The following is a 17,854-nucleotide window of genomic DNA, read 5'->3' on the forward strand; positions in this document are numbered from 1 at the left end:
AGGTTATGAAACAGAGCGGCTTTCCGTATGTCCTGCCCATGCTACTGCTTTCCGTGGCGTTCTTCGCAACGCCGCTCGCTGTTTTAGTCGGGTTTAGTTTTTTCTCAAAAAGTGGCATTACGCTGGATCACTATTTCCGCTTTTTTGGTGACGCCTTCAACTTCCACGTGCTGATCAACACGGCGCGACTGGGGATTGAAACAGTGATCGGCACCACCCTGCTGGGCATTCCCATTGCGCTGCTGTACTGGCACAGCGGGAGAACCGTGCGGCAGATGGTCATTTTCCTGACGCTTGTCCCGATGCTCACCAGCAACGTGGTCAGAACCTTTGCGTGGATTGTTATTCTTGGTCGCCAGGGGCCGATCAGCGATGCGCTGATGGCGCTGGGCATCACCGGCATGCCCACCAGCCTGATGTTCACCGAAACCGGGCTGGTGATGGCGATGTGCCAGATCGATCTGCCGCTGATTATTCTGCCGCTGATTGCCATTCTGACCCGTACCCCTTACTCACTGACCGAGGCCGGACAGGTGTCGGGCGCCGGACCCTGGCGCATTCTGTTTACCGTGCTGCTGCCGCTGATGCTGCCGGGGCTGCTGGCCGGCTGGATCCTGGTGTTTGCCAGCACCAGCAGCTCGTTTGTCACTCAGTCCGTGATTGGCGGCGCGCGTAATGTCTATGTGCCACAGCTGATTTATCGCGAAGTCGGCACGCTGTTTGACTGGCCACTGGCGTCCGCTATCGCGGTGGTACTGCTGGTGTCGACCGGCTGTCTGCTGGTGGCACTGACCATGATTTCACGTCACAGGAGGCTGAGCGGCCATGTCTGATCACCGAGAAAACCCAATCCCTGGCTGGCTTTACACGCTGTTCGTCTATGGCTTCGGCACCCTGTGTCTGATCTATCTGGTCGCGCCGATCGTCATCGCCATCATGATGTCGTTTACCGCCGGGCAGACGCTGAAGTACCCGCCGGAAGGCTTCTCCCTGCGCTGGTATGAAGCGCTGCTGGATCCGGTGCGCTCCGGGACTGAGCATATCGCCGCCTGGAACTCGCTGAAAATTGCCGGATGGGCGGTGCTGGGATCGCTGCTGTTTGCGGTGCCCGCCACCATCGGCATGACGCGGATGAAGCGTAAAAGCGTCAATGCCATTGAGCCGCTGCTGCTGGCGCCGCTGGTGTTGCCAAGCCTGGTGTATGGGCTGGCGGCGCTGATTGTCGCCAACTTCTTTGGCTTCGCGCCGTCGCTGTGGCTGACGGTGCTGGGACACGTGGTGGTGTTTGGTCCGTTGATGTACCGCGCCGCGTCGGTGGTGGCGCAGGGGCTGAATCCGTCGCTGGCCGAAGCCTCCACCACCATGGGTGCCAGCTGGTTTATGACCTTGCGGCGGGTGATCCTGCCGCTGCTGATGCCGGGCATCCTCGCCGGCGCGTTTCTGGTGTTTATCCAGTCGCTGGATAACGTCACCGTCACGCTGTTCCTGGCCGATGCCAGTACCACGGTTCTGCCGCTGCGTATGTTTGCGCTGATTGAAGAGTCGCTGGATGTGCGCGTTGCCGCCATCTCCGGGATCCTGATCGCCATTACGCTGCTGGGCCTGCTGGTGGCCCGCCGCGTGCTGGCCCCGCGCCCGCAGAACCCTTAATTTACTGAACAAAAAGGAATGATTATGACCACGCAAGGCAACCCGGCCGCCGGCTATCGTATTGGCGCGCTGCTGGCTGATTTTCAGCCCGATTTTGAATTCTCAGCGCCGCTGCCGCTGCCGCTGGACGAGTTTGAGGAACGTTTACGCCGCGTCCGCCGTGCCGCGGTGGAAGCCGGACACGATGCGCTGGTGGTACATGCCGGCAGCGTCGGCTGGTTCCATGCCTCTAACCACTATTTGCGCTACCTGTGTGACTGGATGCGTGAAGGGGTATTAATTATCCCCACCGACGCCGACAAACCGCTAACGCTGCTGTCATTCTTTACTCAGTCGGTGCTGCTGCCGCCTGCGGGTGAGCCTTTGCTGGTCAACGATATCTGGCAAATTGGGCCGATTGGCCGCGAATATTCGGATCGGCCGGGTGATTCGGTGGTGAAAACCGCCGAGAAATGTGCCGAGATCCTCACCGGTCTGGGTCTGAAGAAAGCGCAGATCGGCCTCCTCGGCGATCGCACCGCCCTGACCTTCTGGGCCGGACTGGAATCGATGCTGCCGGGCGCTAAATTTGTTGCCGACAACCCGATCCTCGACCGCCTGCAGAAGGTGCGTTCCCCGCGTGAAATCGAGATGTTCCGCGCCGCAGCACAGCTGATCAGCATCGGTACCCAGGCGGCCTACCATGTCGCCAGGCCCGGCGTGACCGACCACGAAATCTTCGCCGCCTTCACCGCCGCGCAGATGGCCTTTGGCGGCGAGACCGGCGACGGCTATCAGATTGGCATCAATGAATTCGGCACCCACTGCGGCAAGCCGTACGGTCACGTGGTGCGTCCGGGGGATTTGATCAATCTGTATATCTCCAACGTCACCTGGCGCGGCTACACCGCGCAAACCGCGCGGATGATCGCGGTAGGCGAGATCACCGAACGTCAGGAAAAAGTGCTGGCAGCCTGCACCGACGGCGTAAAGCGCGCAGAGCGGCTGATCAAGCCCGGTGCGCTGATGCGCGATATCAACAACGCCGCCTTTGAGTCGATGATCGAACAGGGCCTGCTCACCTCGCCGGAAGCGCGCACCATGCCGTACAACTGGTCGCCGATGCCGGATGGCGGCGCACGACTGATCCCGCAGCAGTACGTCAAGGATATCGACTGGGAGGCTCAGGGCCGCAAGCTGATGCATGTTTATCCGGCCACGCACGGTCCGCATAACCCCAATCTCGGCCATTCGGTCGGCATGGCCGGCGGTCAGAACAGCTTCAATATTTCATCGCACAACTACGACCGGCTGGAAGAAGGCATGGTGTTTGTGCTGCACACCCAGTGGCTGGAACCGCTCTCTGCCGGCTGCAACATTGGCGACTGCTACGTCGTGACCCGTGACGGCTTTGAGAACCTCAGCCGCCATACGCCGTTAGAAACTCACCGCATTCGCTCTGGAGCCTGAAATGAATCCCGCCGTCCCGCACACCTTTTTTGATTTCGCCGACTTAACCGAGCGCGAACGCTACAAGATCTTGATTGGCACCGTGATCCCGCGCCCGATCGCGCTGGTCACCACGCTCAGCAAGGATGGCGTGCCAAACGCCGGTCCGTTCAGCTTTTTTAACGTACTGACCCACGATCCGGCGATTGTGGCGATTGGCGTCGAGAACTATGACGATATGCGCTTCAAGGACACCGCGCGCAACATTCGTGAAACCGGCGAATTCACCGTGCATATCGTTGACGATGCGCTGGTCAGTCAGATGGAGATCTGCGCCATTAAGTTCGGCCCCGAGGTGGATGAGCTGGAGACCGCCGGGCTGAATACCACGCCCGGAAAAATGGTGCGCAGCCCGCGCATTCTGTCCGCACCGGCCGCGCTGGAGTGCCGCCGTCATACCACGCTGCAGGTTGGCGCCGCGCGCGAGATCATTTTAGGCGAAGTGGTTGGCGTGTATATCCGCAGCGATGCGGTCAATCCTGAGAATATGCATATCGATCAGCAGCTGATGGATGCCGTGGGTCGCATGGGTGGTAATACCTACTGCCGCACCCGCGATCAGTTTGACGTAAAAACATTAACCAAAGAACAATGGGAGGAACGCCAGCTCACTAAATAAGTTCAGCGTAATCACAGACAGGGATTCTATTATCAGTAAATACCCCCCTTAAGGGGGGAAATAAAAACAACATTAAACAGGGTTTATAAAATGATGAAGCGTTCTCTTGCAATGGCAGCCATGCCACTGTTGGCTTTCCTGTGCCCGGCACACGGAGCTGAGATCTATAATAAAGACGGAAACAGACTTGATTTGACCGGACGTATTAAAACCTCGCATGTTATTTCCAACGATGCGAATAACGATGGCGACGCTTCATCAAATCTGCAGGGTGGGTTTTACGGCGAAACGCAAATATCCAGCCAGCTCACCGGCTATGGCACCTGGTCGTATCAGTACAGCCTGCATAATTCCGAAGGCAGCGATGCGCAAAACGGCAACGCCACCCGCCTGGGCTACGCCGGATTAAAGTATGGCCAGTGGGGCTCGATTGACTATGGCCGCAACTTTGGCCTGGTGTATGACGTGATGAGCTATACGGATATGCTGCCGTATTTCGGCAGCGACTCCGACTATAACGACGTGTTCCTGGTGGGACGTTCCGCCGGATTACTCACCTGGCGTAACAACGGCTTCTTCGGCCTGGTCAGCGGGCTTAACGTTGCCGCGCAGTATCAGGGCAAAAACGAACGCGCCGGCGACAGTGATGCCATCACCCGCTCCAACGGCGACGGCTTTGCGCTGTCGGCCACCTATGATTTTGGCTCGGGCGTCAGCCTGGTGGGATCCTTCGCCAGCCTCGATCGCACCGAGGAACAGAACACCATGAGCCGCGGCAACGGCGAGAAAGCACAGCACTGGGCCGCCGGGGTAAAATACGACGCCAACAGTATCTATCTTGCCGCTGACTATGATGAAACGCTGAACGCCACGCCGATTAGCGGCGGGTTTGCCAATAAAGCACAAAATATTGAGGCGGTGGCACAATATCAGTTCACCAATGGCTTCCGCCCGTCTCTGGCCTGGATATTCTCCCGGGCTGAAGATATTGAGGGGATTGGTGACACGGATATTATTAACTATATCGCACCGGGCGCGTATTATTACTTCAATAAGAATATGGTGGTGTTTGCAGAATATAAAATAAACCTGCTGAAAAATGACAATCCGCTGGGGTTAGCCACGGATGATGTGATGGCACTGGGAATTGCGTATCAATTCTAAGCTGCGGCAAGGGTTTAATTCAGCGTTCTGATAAGCGTATTCGCGCAATAAGAGGGGGTCACGTCCCGTGCCTGAAAATGGCCGGAGAGCGTGACCCCATTGTTGCTTTAGCGTCGTGCCAGCGCCGCCGCGTTTTTACCGGCCAGGATACCGAAGATAATGATATCGGCCACGGCGTTACCGCCGATACGGTTTGCACCGTGGATACCGCCAACCACTTCACCTGCCGCCCAGGCACCTTCAATCACCTGTTTCTGCGCATCCAGCACCGCGGTGTCCGGATTGATGGTCACGCCACCCATGGTGTGGTGAACCCCTGGGGCAATGCGAATGGCGTAGAACGGTCCCTGATTCAGTGGATGACGCAGCGCGGTTTTACGGCCAAAGTCTTCATCATCCTGTTTTTCAACAAACAGGTTGTAGCGTTCCAGCGTCGCCAGCAGCGCATGGAGATCCATGTTCAGCTTAATCGCCAGTTCCTGCGGTGACGGTGCGCTGATCACAAAGCCCTTGGCGATATACTCGTCGGCCGCTTTGTTATTCAGGCGAACCTGCTCATCAAAGATCACCCAGGCACTTTTCTCCGGCAAGGCGATGATTTCGGCGGAGACTTTGTCGCGGGTTTCCATCTCATTAAAGAAGCGTTTGCCCGCCTGGCTCACCAGAATCGCCCCACCACCACGAATGGCTTCGGAAATCAGGTAGGAGGTGGTCTGCTCCACGGTTGGGTGGATTTGGATCTCGCCCATATCCACGGTATCGGCACCGATTTTCTGCAGCATGGCGATGCCGCTGCCGGTGGCGCCGGCATGGTTGGTAGTGACGAAGCCATCCAGTTCAGGACGGTATTTCACCACCATCTCGCGGTTGGCGCTGAAGCCGCCGGTCGAGACAATCACGCTTTTGGCATTCAGGATGCGGGTGTCGTTGTATTCATCGACCACCTTCACGCCTTTAACCACACCGTTCTCAACCAGAATGTCCGCCACGGAGGTTTCCAGCAGCACTTCGATATCGCGCTTGTTGATGTTTTTCACCAGGCCGCTGATCAGGAAGCCGCCAACCGCAGACCGGTCAGCCGGACGGTGCGTACGGTCAATGCTCATGCCGCCGGTGATGGTGATATCGCACAGCTCAATTTCCTTGGCCGCCAGCCATTCAATCGCTTCCGGCGCCAGCTCAACGAACTCTCTCAGCAGCACCGGATTGTTTTTGAATTTGCCGCCCTTCAACGTTTCGTCATAGAACAGGTCTTTGCTGTCCTCGATGCCTTTCAGTTTCTGGAAGCGGGTTTCTGCCGCGTTCATCCCGACCGACGCCTTGATGGTGTTGCCGCCGATGGTGGGCATCTTCTCGATGATCACCACGTGAGCGCCGTCGTCGCTGGCCTGAATGGCGGCGGCCAGGCCTGCGCCACCGCTGCCGATCACCACCACATCGTAATTCACCGGTGCCGCCGGGTTGCCGCCTTCCTCAATCACGTGCTCTTTACTGGAAGTGGCCAGCGCGCGGGAAACGGCTTTTTTCAGCGCTTCACTCTGGGTGGTCGCGCCGGTGATGGCGTCCACGTGCGGGCTGTTGGCGACCAGGATGCGGCTGCGCAGGCTTTCGAAGGTGGTGGTGAAGTCCACGTCCAGTGTGTCATCCGGCACCAGAATAATGTCGGTGATACGGTCGGTATCCAGCGTGACGTTGATTTTCAGCTTCAGCGCTTCGGCTTCCACTTTTTCCTGATAGACGCCAGCTTTGTATTTGCGGCCGGTGGTGCTGGTATCGCGGATCATCGCGTCGACCAGCGAGAAGCGCCACAGCGGCTCAGGAATGTTCAGCGCCTCGCGCTTGTTGCTGTCGATATAGAGTTCAAGGTGTTCGTTGTTGGTAATGCGATCGGCCCAGTCGGGATAGGCGATGCAGGCCTTACCGATCGCCACCAGGTCAAAGCCATGTTCCAGCGCGCTTTCGGCATCTTCTTTATTCACCACGCCACCGACGCCAATCACCGGCACTTTGGCGAGGGTTTCAGAGCGCATGGCGATAAATTTGCTGATCAGCGGCGTCGGATCTTCACGGTCGACGATGGAAGAACGCAGCAGCTGGCCGACGGAGAAGTGCACGTAATCCAGGCCACGCGCGGCGAGCTTCTCCAGCAGGTACATGGTGTCATCGAAGCGAATGCCGGGAACTTCCAGCTCTTCTGGCGAGAAGCGATAGCCGATAATAAAAGAATTATCCGCGAAGCGTTCGGCCATTTTATGGGTGATTTCCAACACTTCCAGCGGGAAACGGGCGCGGTTATCGCGGCTGCCGCCCCACTTGTCGTCACGCTGGTTGGAGTTCGGGGAGTAGAACTGTTGGATCAGATAGGTGTTCGCGCCGTGGATTTCCACGCCGTCGAAGCCGGCTTTGATTGCGCGGTTAACGGCATCACCAAATTTGGTGATCATCACCTCCACGTCTTCCGCGGTCAGCGCCTGCGGCGTGGTGGCACCTTCACGGGGTGCGGCGATGGCACTCGGCGCAACCGGCGTTCTGCCGCCAATCAGCTCAGGCTCAACCATTCGGCCGCCGTGGTAAATCTGCAGAATCGCTTTCGAGCCTTTGGACTTGATGGCATGGGCAATTTTGCTCAGGCCGGAAATTTTGTTGTCGCTGTCGATAGCGATGGCGCCGGGGAAAGCCGGGCCTTTAGGATCGATAAAACAGCATTCCACGATCACCGTACCAATGCTGCCTGCACGGTCACGGTAGTACTCCACCAGCTCGCTGGTCACGGTGCCATCATAAAATCCGGTACAGGTGGTCATCGGTGCCATCAGCAGGCGGTTTTTCAGCACCGCGCCATTGGGCAGAGTCAGGGGATTCAGGATCGGGGTGAGAGTATGCATTATGATCAACTCCAAAATTTAAAAGTTTTGAATTCTGTCGCGGACGCGTTACTTTCCATTTAATTAAGTGGTCCGATGTGATGCAGTTAATATAACAATTTCTTTTCTTATATAACCGTTAATTTTAGTTATAAAACTTTTAAACGAACTGAAGTCGGTTAATTGATGGCCATACTTCAAATACCCACTTTAATTGTTAATCATTAGTAGTAAAAAATCAACCCTTCATTAACATACCAAATAAACCCATACAAATCATACACATAAAATCGTAGTGGATTTTTTAAGAAATTGAATCTACTGTCTTTAAGTTCAAGGCGATAGCGAAGATATGGTCGACTTTATACCGAAAACAGGGTTTTATTAAATGAATTAAATTTTTATATTAATTTAAGGGTGGCGAGAATATTTTATTGATCCAGATCAAAATTAGCGTCACGGGTAAATCGCATTATATTCGCACGTTGTCATTAATATAAATATGAAGACGGAAGATAAGGAAGGGAAATTAACTCAAATGTCACGGTAAAATAGCTAAAGTAACGATTAAGAAACTAAAAAAAGTGGCTGTAGACAAACCGGGGCGTTAAATCGCATTCTCCACAACTTGCAGACAAATACTATGAAAACGACATCAACTTTGAGTGAACCCGTCGCGGCACCTCCTGCCCCAGCGGGACAAAAAAAACGGCTGATTATGATGTTCCTGCCGGTGCTGGTCGCCGTGCTGCTGCTCCTGACCCCAGTGCCTGCCGGGTTGGAACCCTATGCCTGGCACTTCTTTGCTATCTTCGTCGGTGTCATCGTCGGGTTGATCTTTGAGCCTCTGCCGGGTGCGGTAATCGGCCTGACCGGGGTGGTGGTAATCGCCCTGTTTAGCCAGTGGCTATTATTCAGCCCGGCCGAACTGGCCAACCCGAAATTTAAAATGGCCACCGAGTCATTTAAATGGGCGGTGAGCGGCTTCGGTAATTCCACCGTCTGGCTGATCTTCGGTGCCTTTATGTTTGCCGCCGGTTATGACAAGACCCAGTTTGGTCGTCGTCTGGCGTTGATTCTGGTGAAATACCTCGGTCGTCGCAGCCTGACGCTGGGTTACGCCATTACCTTCGCGGATTTACTGCTGGCGCCCTTCACCCCGTCCAACACCGCGCGCAGCGGCGGCACCATCTACCCGATTATTGCCAACCTGCCGCCGCTGTACGGTTCTAAACCGAACGATCCGAGCGCCCGCAAAATCGGTTCTTACCTGATGTGGGTAGCGATCACCGCCGCCTGTATCACCAGTTCGATGTTCCTGTCGGCCCTGGCTCCGAACCTGCTGGCGCTGGCGCTGGTGAAAAGCATCATCGGTTTTGAAATCTCCTGGGGCACCTGGTTCCTCGCCTTCCTGCCGCTGGGCGTGCTGCTGATTCTGACCATGCCGCTGCTGGCGTACTGGTTCTACCCGCCGGAAGTCAAAATCAACGACGAAGTGCCAAAATGGGCAAAAGGCGAGCTGGAAAAACTCGGCAAACTGTCACGCAACGAAATTCTGCTGCTGGTGTTTGTCTGTAGCGCCCTGCTGATGTGGATTTTTGCCACCGCCTGGATTGAACCGGCCATGGCCGCGCTGCTGGTGGTGGTGCTGATGCTGTGGACCGGCGTACTGAACTGGAACGACATTACCAGCAACAAACCGGCCTGGAACACCTTCGCCTGGTTTGCCACCCTGGTGGCGCTGGCGGATGGTCTGGCACGCGTCGGCTTTATTGCCTGGTTAGGTAAAGAAGGTGGTCAGCTGCTGACCGGCATCGACCCACAGGTGGCGGCGGTGATGCTGCTGGTGGCCTTCTTCCTGCTGCACTACCTGTTCGCCAGTACCACCGCGCATACCACCGCGCTGCTGCCGGCCATGCTGACCATCGCCGCTGCCATACCGGGCATCAATATGCCGGTCTACTGCCTGATGATGGTGACATCACTGGGTGTGATGGGGATTATCACCCCGTACGGTACTGGCCCAAGCCCGATTTACTACGGCAGTGGTTACCTGCCAACCAAAGACTACTGGCGCCTTGGCACCATCTTCGGGGCCATCTTCCTGGCGGGCCTGATGCTGATTGGTTATCCGTGGATGGTCATGATGTTCTGACCCGCTGCGGCCCCGGCCGCAGAAGCATGCAGATGTTGAATAATTGTTATATCATCTCTTCCCTTGCCGGTCTTAGCGGGCCGGCAAGCCTAAAACCAATAAGATGCTGTCGCCAATGATATTGCCTGTTGCTCACGCAGCAACGCGTCATTAAGTGAGAAAAAAATGTCGAATAAACCTTTCTACTATCAAAATCCCTTCCCGCTCGCCGCTGACGATACCGAATACTACCTGCTGACGGCGGATCACGTTTCCGTTGCCGAGTTCGATGGTCAGGAAGTGTTGAAGGTTGACCCGAAAGCGCTGACCGTGATGGCGCAGCAGGCTTTCCATGACGCCTCCTTTATGCTGCGTCCTGCCCACCAGCAGCAGGTTGCTGCGGTGCTGGCCGACCCGGAAGCCAGTCAAAACGACCGCTATGTGGCGTTACAGTTTCTGAGAAACTCGGAGATCGCCGCGAAAGGCGTTCTGCCAACCTGCCAGGATACCGGCACCGCGATCATCAGCGGCAAGAAAGGCCAGCGTGTCTGGACCGGCGGCGGTGACGAAGCGGCGTTATCTCAGGGCGTCTACAACACCTATATTGAAGACAACCTGCGCTACTCCCAGACCGTGGCGCTGGATATGTATAAAGAAATCAATACCGGCACCAACCTGCCGGCGCAGATCGACCTCTATAGCGTTGATGGCGATGAATACAAGTTCCTCTGCATCGCCAAAGGCGGCGGTTCAGCCAACAAGACCTATCTCTATCAGGAAACCAAAGCCCTGCTGAGTCCGGCGAAGCTGAAAGATTACCTGATCGGTAAAATGCTGACCCTCGGCACCGCTGCCTGCCCGCCGTACCATATCGCCTTTGTCATTGGCGGTACCTCGGCAGAAAGCACCCTGAAGACGGTCAAACTGGCATCCACCCACTATTACGACGGGCTGCCAACCGAAGGCAACGAGCACGGTCAGGCCTTCCGCGATGTGCAGTTGGAAGAAGAGTTACTGGTTGCCGCGCAGCAGCTGGGGCTTGGCGCGCAGTTTGGTGGCAAGTACTTTGCGCACGATATCCGTGTGGTGCGTCTGCCGCGTCACGGCGCGTCCTGCCCGGTGGGCATGGGCGTCTCCTGCTCCGCAGACCGTAATATCAAAGCCAAGATCAACCGTAAAGGCATCTGGATTGAGAAGCTGGAAGATAACCCAGGCAAATATATCCCTGAGGAACTGCGCGAGCAGGGCGAAGGCGACGTACTGCATATCGACCTGAACCGTCCGATGAAAGAGATCCTCGATCAGCTTTCTCAGCATCCGGTCTCAACCCGCCTGTCGTTAAGCGGCACCATTATCGTGGCGCGTGATATTGCCCACGCCAAGCTGAAAGAGCGTCTGGATAAAGGCGAAGGTTTGCCGCAGTACATTAAAGATCACCCGGTGTATTACGCCGGTCCGGCCAAAACGCCTGAAGGTCATGCTTCCGGTTCATTGGGCCCGACCACCGCAGGCCGTATGGATTCGTATGTCGATCAGCTGCAGGAAGCGGGCGGCAGCCTGATTATGCTGGCGAAAGGCAACCGCAGCCAGCAGGTGACCGATGCCTGTCAGAAACACGGCGGCTTCTACCTGGGCAGCATCGGCGGCCCGGCAGCGGTGCTGGCGCAGCAGAGTATTAAGAGCCTGGAGTGTGTGGAGTACCCGGAACTGGGTATGGAAGCCATCTGGAAAATCGAAGTGGAAAACTTCCCGGCCTTTATTCTTGTCGATGACAAGGGCAACGATTTCTTCCAGCAGATCCATCAGGAACAGTGCGCGAAATGCGTTAAGTAAACTGACCTGACCGGTGCCCTTCTCTTTCCAGAGCAAGGGCACTTTTTTTTGCCTGAACTAACTCAAATCCGCACCGTTACTGGCAATCACTTTCTGATACCAGTAGAAGGATTTCTTGCGGGTTCGCGCTAACGTTCCCTGCCCCTGGTCGTCACGATCGACATAGACAAAGCCATAGCGCTTGCTCATTTCGCCGGTGGACGCCGACACCAAATCGATGCAGCCCCATGAGGTATAGCCGATCACCGGAATGCCATCGGCAATGGCTTCGCCCATCGCTTTAATGTGCTCGCGCAGATAGCTGATGCGGTAGTCATCGACGATCTCGCCCTCAGGGGTAATCTCATCTTTGGCCCCGAGGCCGTTTTCCACCAGGAACAGCGGTTTCTGGTAACGGTCATACATCATATTCATGGTGATACGCAGTCCGAGCGGATCGATGCCCCAGCCCCAGTCGCTGACCTGAATATGCGGGTTTTTCAGCGATTTCACCACGTTGGCGGCACTGCTGTTGTTCTCGTTCATATCGGCCGAGGCACAGCGTGAGGCGTAATAGCTAAAGGAAACGAAGTCGACGGTATTTTTCAGTAGCTCGCCGTCACCCTCTTCCATCTTCACGCTAATGCCTTTCTCGGCGAACAGACGACGGGTATAGGACGGATACGCGCCGCGCGCCTGCACATCAATAAAGAACAGGTTTTCGCGGTCTTTCTCCAGCGCGGCCCAGACGTCCTCGGGCTTGCAGGTCCGTGGGTAGAAGTTTCCGCCGGCCAGCATGCAGCCCACCTGGTTCTCCGCATTGACTTCATGGGCGATTTTGGTCGCCAGCGCGCTGGCCACCAGCTCGTGGTGCGCGGCCTGATATTTGACCTGCGCCGGGTCTTCACCTTCTTCAAACACCAGTCCGGCACCGGAGAACGGGCTGGCCAGCAGGATGTTGATCTCGTTGAAGGTCAGCCAGTATTTCACCAGCCCGTCAAAAGCTTCAAAACAGGTGCGGGCATAACGGGCGAAGAACGCCACCATTTTGCGGTTACGCCATGAGCCGTATTCAGTGACCAGATGCATCGGTACGTCAAAATGGCACAGCGTCACCAGCGGTTCGATGTTGTGTTTTTTGCACTCATTAAATAGATCGCGATAGAAGGCGATGCCGGCTTCATTGGGCTCCAGCTCGTCACCGTTTGGATAGATGCGGCTCCAGGCGATGGAGGTTCTGAACACGGTGAAGCCCATCTCGGCCATCAGTGCGATATCATCTTTGTAACGATGGTAAAAATCGATCGCCTGATGGCTGGGATAGAACTCATCCTCACGCAGCGCAACGCGCTTTTCTAATCCGACTTTGACCGCCAGACGATGCGTGCCATGCGGGATGACGTCCACCGTCGTCAGCCCTTTTCCACCTTCAAAACTTGCGCCTTCGGCCTGGTTAGCGGCTAATGCGCCGCCCCATAAGAAACCGTCGGGAAACTGTGTTGCTGACATGACTTTCCTCTCTATCAGGGTGTTTTTACGGCAAGGGACGCCGGTGGTACGGCATCACTCTGCTTACTCTGTGCGGTGCGCGGCGCGTCGACCGGAATATCCTCAAAGCCGAGCAGTAAGGTGGTAACAAATGAGACCACCACCGCCAGCACCATCACGCCGACCACCCAGACAATGCTCATCGGATTGGCCGGATCAAAGAACTGCACGCTGGTGAACAGGCCTGGCGAGGCCATCGAGTGACTGGCCAGACCGCCAATTCCGGCTACGGCGCCGCAGATAAAGCCACTGATCAGGCAGGCAATCAGCGGGCGCTTAAGGCGCAGGGCCACGCCGTACAGCGCGGGCTCGGAAATGCCGGCCACAATGGCGGACGCCGCCGCAGCCAGCGCCGTCTGGCGCAGCTCCGGGTTTTTGGTGCGCCACGCGACGGCCAGTGAGGAACCGCCCAGCGACAGGTTGGCCCCGATTTCCGACGGCATTACCATGCCCTCTTTGCCGGTTTCGGCAATGGTCTGAATAATGGTGGGGGTAAACACGCGGTGCATACCGGTCATCACCAGCAGCGGCCAGGCGGCGCCCATGATCGCCACCGACAGCCAGCCAAGGTAGCTGTGCACGGTATAAACCACGGCAGAGATCCCGGTACCTATCCAGATGCCCAACGGGCCAATCAGCACGATGGCGATGGGTGCGGCGATCAGCATAATCAGCATCGGCTTAAGGAAGTTTTTGGTGACCACCGGCGTGATGCGATCCACCCAGCGTTCGATATAGGACAGCAGCCAGGTCATGCACAGTGCGGGGATCACCGTGTAGGTGTATTTCACCGCCGTCACCGACAGGCCAATAAACTCCACTTTTTGTCCCTGGGCAGCCTTGGCCATCAAATCGATAAAGGCCGGATGCACCAGCACCCCGGCGATGGCAATGGCCAGCGACAGATTGGTTTTGAATTTAACCGCCGCCGAGGCGGCGACCATCACCGGCAGGAAGAAGAAGGCGCCATCGCCGATGACGTTAAGGATCACCAGGGTCGGATCGGCTTTGGTAAAGACGCCGGACATTTCCAGAATCATCGCCAGCAGCTTGACCATCGAGCCGCCGATAATCGCCGGGATTAACGGTGACATGGTGCCGATCAGCGCATCGAGAATGCCCGCGCCAATGCGCTTAAAGGAGAATTTCGTGTGGCTTGGGCTGGTCTCTTTTGCCGCGACGTCGGCGGGCAGCAGTTTCTGCACTTCGGCATAGGCCTGAGAGACGTTATTGCCAATGATCACCTGGCACTGGGTGTCGTTGCTTACCACGCCCATCACGCCGGTCAGTGACTTCAACACCGCCGTATCCACCTGGGCAGCGTTAACAACCACGAAGCGTAAACGGGTCATGCAATGGGTCACGGCGGCGATATTGTCCACGCCGCCCAGCGCAGCGACTATCGACTGCGCCAGAGGTGCAAAGTTCTTGGCCATCAGGGACTATTCTCCAGAATTCATAGGGTTAGGCGTTCAGGCTGCAGGAGCACGGTCTCTTGTTGGCCGTTAATCTGCACCGCTGAGAAAAATAGGTAACCGGTTTCACACGAGAATGTTCAACTCAGGGCTAAACTTCAATCAATTTGGTAAATGGCGGTCTGAATTTGTGACAGCGATCGTTATTAGCGGGTATTTCATCGCGTGGTCTGCAGAATGTGTAGAATGACGCTTCATTTTGACTCTTCCAGGAGGGGCCTGTGTCAACAATGCAGGAAGTGGCAGCCAAAGCAGGCGTCTCAAAGGCCACGGTTTCGCGTGTGCTTTCCGGTAAAGGCTACGTCAGCCAGCAGACCAAAGATCAGGTCTACAAGGCCATTGAAGAAGCCGGTTACCGGCCTAATTTGCTGGCACGCAATCTGGCCACCAGCAAATCAATGTGTATTGGTCTGGTGGTCACCAACACCCTGTATAACGGCCCTTACTTTAATGAACTGATCTCGCAGGCGGCCAAAAAGCTCGATGCCAACGGCCGCCAGCTGTTGCTGGTGGATGGCAAAAACAGCGCGCAGGAAGAGCTGGAGGCGATTGATTTCCTGCACGATCTGCGCTGTGACGCGATCATCATCTATCCGCGTTTTTTATCGGTGGATGCGCTGGACCGGCTGATCGATAAAGACAATAAGCCGCTGATGGTGGTGAACCGTAAACTGCGCCAGCACCAGAGTCACTGCATCTGCTGCGACCATAAAGGCGCCAGTTTTAATGCCACCCGTTATCTGATTGAACGCGGTCACCGGCAGATTGCCTTTATCACCGGTTCGCTGGACTCCCCTACCGCGCTGGAACGCCTGTCCGGTTATAAGCAGGCGTTGGCGGATCATGCCCTGCCGGTTAGCGACGAGCTGATCGTGAGCGGGAAATGGTCGCCCGCCAGCGGCGCGGCCGCGGTGGAAACCTTGCTGAAAAACGAAACCGCCTTTAGCGCCCTGCTGGCCAGTAACGATGAAATGGCGATCGGGGCGATGAAAAAACTCAATCAGGCCGGCCTGGCGGTACCTGCCCAGGTGTCGGTAATGGGGTTCGATGACATCCCCACCGCCGCCTATTTGATCCCGGCCCTGTCGAGCGTTAAAGATCCGGTCAAACAGATGGTCAACGAAGTGATCGGCCAGATCATTTCGATGCTCGATGGCGGCTATTTAGCCAAGCAAAACACCTTTGTCTCCGAGATGATCGTCCGGGATTCGGTCGCTGACGGACCTTTTCTGTAATACACACTGACTCTCCACTCTGCGGCATCATAGTCTGATGCCGCTTCTGATTTGATACCTGCAAAACCCTGACCAGTTCACATTTCCCGGCATAGCCGAGGTAGGACCAAAGAAAGTCGTCTAAAGTTTGTTTCAGGGTCAATAACTTACAGACAGCCATCGTCTGGACATGGAGAACTACCTATGCAGAGAGTTGAGAAGCGTCAATGGAAAGCGGTTCTGGTGCTGCCGTTAATGGTCGCAGCGCTGACACAAACGGGCTATGCGGCAGAGAATGATGCCGGGCAACATCTGCTGAGTAGTGCACCTCAGCCACCCGATATCCGGCTGGGGCCGTTGTTCCATGCGGTTCAGGCGGCGAAACTCTACCCGGATCAAAAAACCTTTGCCGATGCCGTGCCTAAAAGCAATCCAACGTCGATTCTGGCCGACTGGCAGATGCAGAAAAAACAGAGCAACTTTGATTTACGCCATTTTGTTGAGGCTAATTTCACCCTGCCGGCTGCCGGTGAAAAGTATGTTCCGCCGTCCGGACAGAGCCTGCGCGAACACATTAATGGCCTCTGGCCGGTGCTGACCCGCTCGACGCAGCAGGCCAGCCAGTGGGATTCGTTGCTGCCGTTGCCGAAACCGTACGTGGTGCCTGGCGGCCGCTTCCGCGAGGTCTATTACTGGGACAGCTACTTCACCATGCTCGGCCTCGCCGAGAGCGGCCACTGGGATCGCGTGCAGGATATGGTGGAAAACTTTGCCCACGAGCTGGATACCTACGGCCATATTCCTAACGGTAACCGCAGCTATTACCTCAGCCGCTCGCAGCCGCCGTTCTTCAGCATGATGGTCGATTTGCTGGCTCAGCATCAGGGCGACAGCGCCTACAGCAAATACCTGCCTGAGCTGCAGAAAGAGTACGACTACTGGATGGCGGACGCCGACAGCGTTAAGCCGGGCCAGGCCAGCAAGCGGGTGGTGAAGCTGAAGGATGGCACGCTGCTGAACCGCTACTGGGACGCCCGCGACGTACCGCGTACCGAATCCTATATGGATGACATCGCCACCGCGCAGAAGGCCAACAACCGCAATAAAGCTGAGCTGTACCGCGATCTGCGTGCCGGCGCCGCCTCCGGTTGGGACTTCAGCTCGCGCTGGTTTGATAAGCCGGGCGATCTCTCCACCATCCACACCACGCGGATTGTTCCGGTCGATTTGAATGCGCTGATGTTCCATCTGGAGCAAACGCTGGCGCGCGCCAATAAAGTGGCGAAAAACGACGATGCGGTGAAGAAATTTGACGCGCTGGCGAAGAAACGTCAGGCGGCGATCAACCGCTACCTTTGGGACAATAAGCAGGGCTTCTATGCCGATTATGACTGGCAGAAAGCCACCATCCGTCCTCAGCTGACGGCGGCTACCCTGTTCCCACTGTATCTGCAGGCGGCAACGGAAGAGCACGCCACCCGCACTGCTGACGCGGTGAAGTCCCAGCTGCTGAAAGAAGGTGGACTGGCGACGACCAACGTCAACAACGGTCAGCAGTGGGATGCGCCAAACGGCTGGGCACCGCTGCAATGGGCGGCGGTTCAGGGACTGAATAATTATGGTAAGCAGGCGCTGGCGAAGGATGTCGGCATGCGCTTCCTGCAGAACGTGCAGGCCACCTATGACAAGGAACACAAGCTGGTCGAAAAATATGTGGTTGAAGGTAAAGGGCTCGGTGGCGGTGGCGGCGGTGAATATCCGTTGCAGGATGGTTTCGGCTGGACCAACGGCGTGACGCTGAAGCTGATGGACCTCTACTGCCCGAAAAACAGCACCTGTAATAACGTGAGTGATATAACGAAAACGCAGTAAGCGTTGCAAACCTC

The 17,854-nt window shown here is 56.3% G+C and carries 12 protein-coding genes; 9 read left to right on the forward strand and 3 right to left on the reverse strand.

Translation table 11 applies throughout. The annotated features are described in order from the left end of the window. The first annotated feature begins 5 nt into the window (after window positions 1-5). The 5 genes from AC0IXH_RS08365 (at window position 6) to AC0IXH_RS08385 (ending at window position 4,921) form a co-directional block, all read left to right on the forward strand. On the forward strand, window positions 6-833 hold the full coding sequence (locus AC0IXH_RS08365; RefSeq protein WP_134823922.1) for an ABC transporter permease: 828 nt from the start codon (window positions 6-8) through the stop codon (window positions 831-833). Then, on the forward strand, window positions 826-1,650 hold the full coding sequence (locus tag AC0IXH_RS08370) for an ABC transporter permease (RefSeq protein WP_134823921.1): 825 nt from the start codon (window positions 826-828) through the stop codon (window positions 1,648-1,650). The genes AC0IXH_RS08365 and AC0IXH_RS08370 overlap by 8 nt, the downstream gene beginning before the upstream one ends. Before the next feature lie 24 nt (window positions 1,651-1,674). Then, window positions 1,675-3,099, forward strand: coding sequence for a M24 family metallopeptidase (locus AC0IXH_RS08375; protein WP_346566166.1), 1,425 nt, complete (start codon window positions 1,675-1,677; stop codon window positions 3,097-3,099). Window position 3,100: 1 nt separating this feature from the next. Further along, a complete protein-coding gene (locus tag AC0IXH_RS08380; protein WP_346566165.1) occupies window positions 3,101-3,757 on the forward strand; it encodes a flavin reductase family protein in 657 nt (218 codons plus the stop codon). A gap of 90 nt (window positions 3,758-3,847) precedes the next feature. Continuing rightward, window positions 3,848-4,921 (forward strand): porin, encoded by a 1,074-nt coding sequence (locus tag AC0IXH_RS08385; protein WP_346594833.1) that lies wholly within the window; start codon window positions 3,848-3,850, stop codon window positions 4,919-4,921. A gap of 107 nt (window positions 4,922-5,028) precedes the next feature. Here AC0IXH_RS08385 and AC0IXH_RS08390 read toward each other — a convergent pair whose 3' ends face one another. Next, window positions 5,029-7,806, reverse strand: coding sequence for a flavocytochrome c (locus AC0IXH_RS08390; RefSeq protein ID WP_471720324.1), 2,778 nt, complete (start codon window positions 7,804-7,806; stop codon window positions 5,029-5,031). 622 nt (window positions 7,807-8,428) lie between these two features. Here AC0IXH_RS08390 and AC0IXH_RS08395 point away from each other — a divergent pair. Next, window positions 8,429-9,940 carry an anion permease gene (locus AC0IXH_RS08395; RefSeq protein WP_346566163.1) on the forward strand — a complete coding sequence of 504 codons (1,512 nt, stop codon included), beginning with the start codon at window positions 8,429-8,431 and terminating at the stop codon, window positions 9,938-9,940. Between the two features lie 165 nt (window positions 9,941-10,105). Beyond that, window positions 10,106-11,752 (forward strand): class I fumarate hydratase FumA, encoded by a 1,647-nt coding sequence (fumA, locus tag AC0IXH_RS08400; RefSeq protein ID WP_346566162.1) that lies wholly within the window; start codon window positions 10,106-10,108, stop codon window positions 11,750-11,752. 57 nt (window positions 11,753-11,809) lie between these two features. Here the strand turns inward: fumA and AC0IXH_RS08405 are convergent, their stop codons facing one another. Together AC0IXH_RS08405 and ascF are read right to left on the reverse strand one after the other, a co-directional pair. After that, on the reverse strand, window positions 11,810-13,240 hold the full coding sequence (locus AC0IXH_RS08405) for a 6-phospho-beta-glucosidase (RefSeq protein WP_471720325.1): 1,431 nt from the start codon (window positions 13,238-13,240) through the stop codon (window positions 11,810-11,812). A gap of 14 nt (window positions 13,241-13,254) precedes the next feature. Further along, a complete protein-coding gene (gene ascF / locus AC0IXH_RS08410) occupies window positions 13,255-14,715 on the reverse strand; it encodes a PTS cellobiose/arbutin/salicin transporter subunit IIBC (RefSeq protein ID WP_471720326.1) in 1,461 nt (486 codons plus the stop codon). Window positions 14,716-14,975: 260 nt separating this feature from the next. Between ascF and AC0IXH_RS08415 the strand changes: the two genes are divergently transcribed. Beyond that, on the forward strand, window positions 14,976-15,989 hold the full coding sequence (locus AC0IXH_RS08415) for a LacI family DNA-binding transcriptional regulator (protein WP_471720327.1): 1,014 nt from the start codon (window positions 14,976-14,978) through the stop codon (window positions 15,987-15,989). Window positions 15,990-16,172: 183 nt separating this feature from the next. Then, window positions 16,173-17,840, forward strand: coding sequence for an alpha,alpha-trehalase TreA (gene treA, locus AC0IXH_RS08420; RefSeq protein WP_134823911.1), 1,668 nt, complete (start codon window positions 16,173-16,175; stop codon window positions 17,838-17,840). Window positions 17,841-17,854: the final 14 nt, after the last annotated feature.

This window comes from Erwinia sp. AC075 (assembly GCF_979253995.1).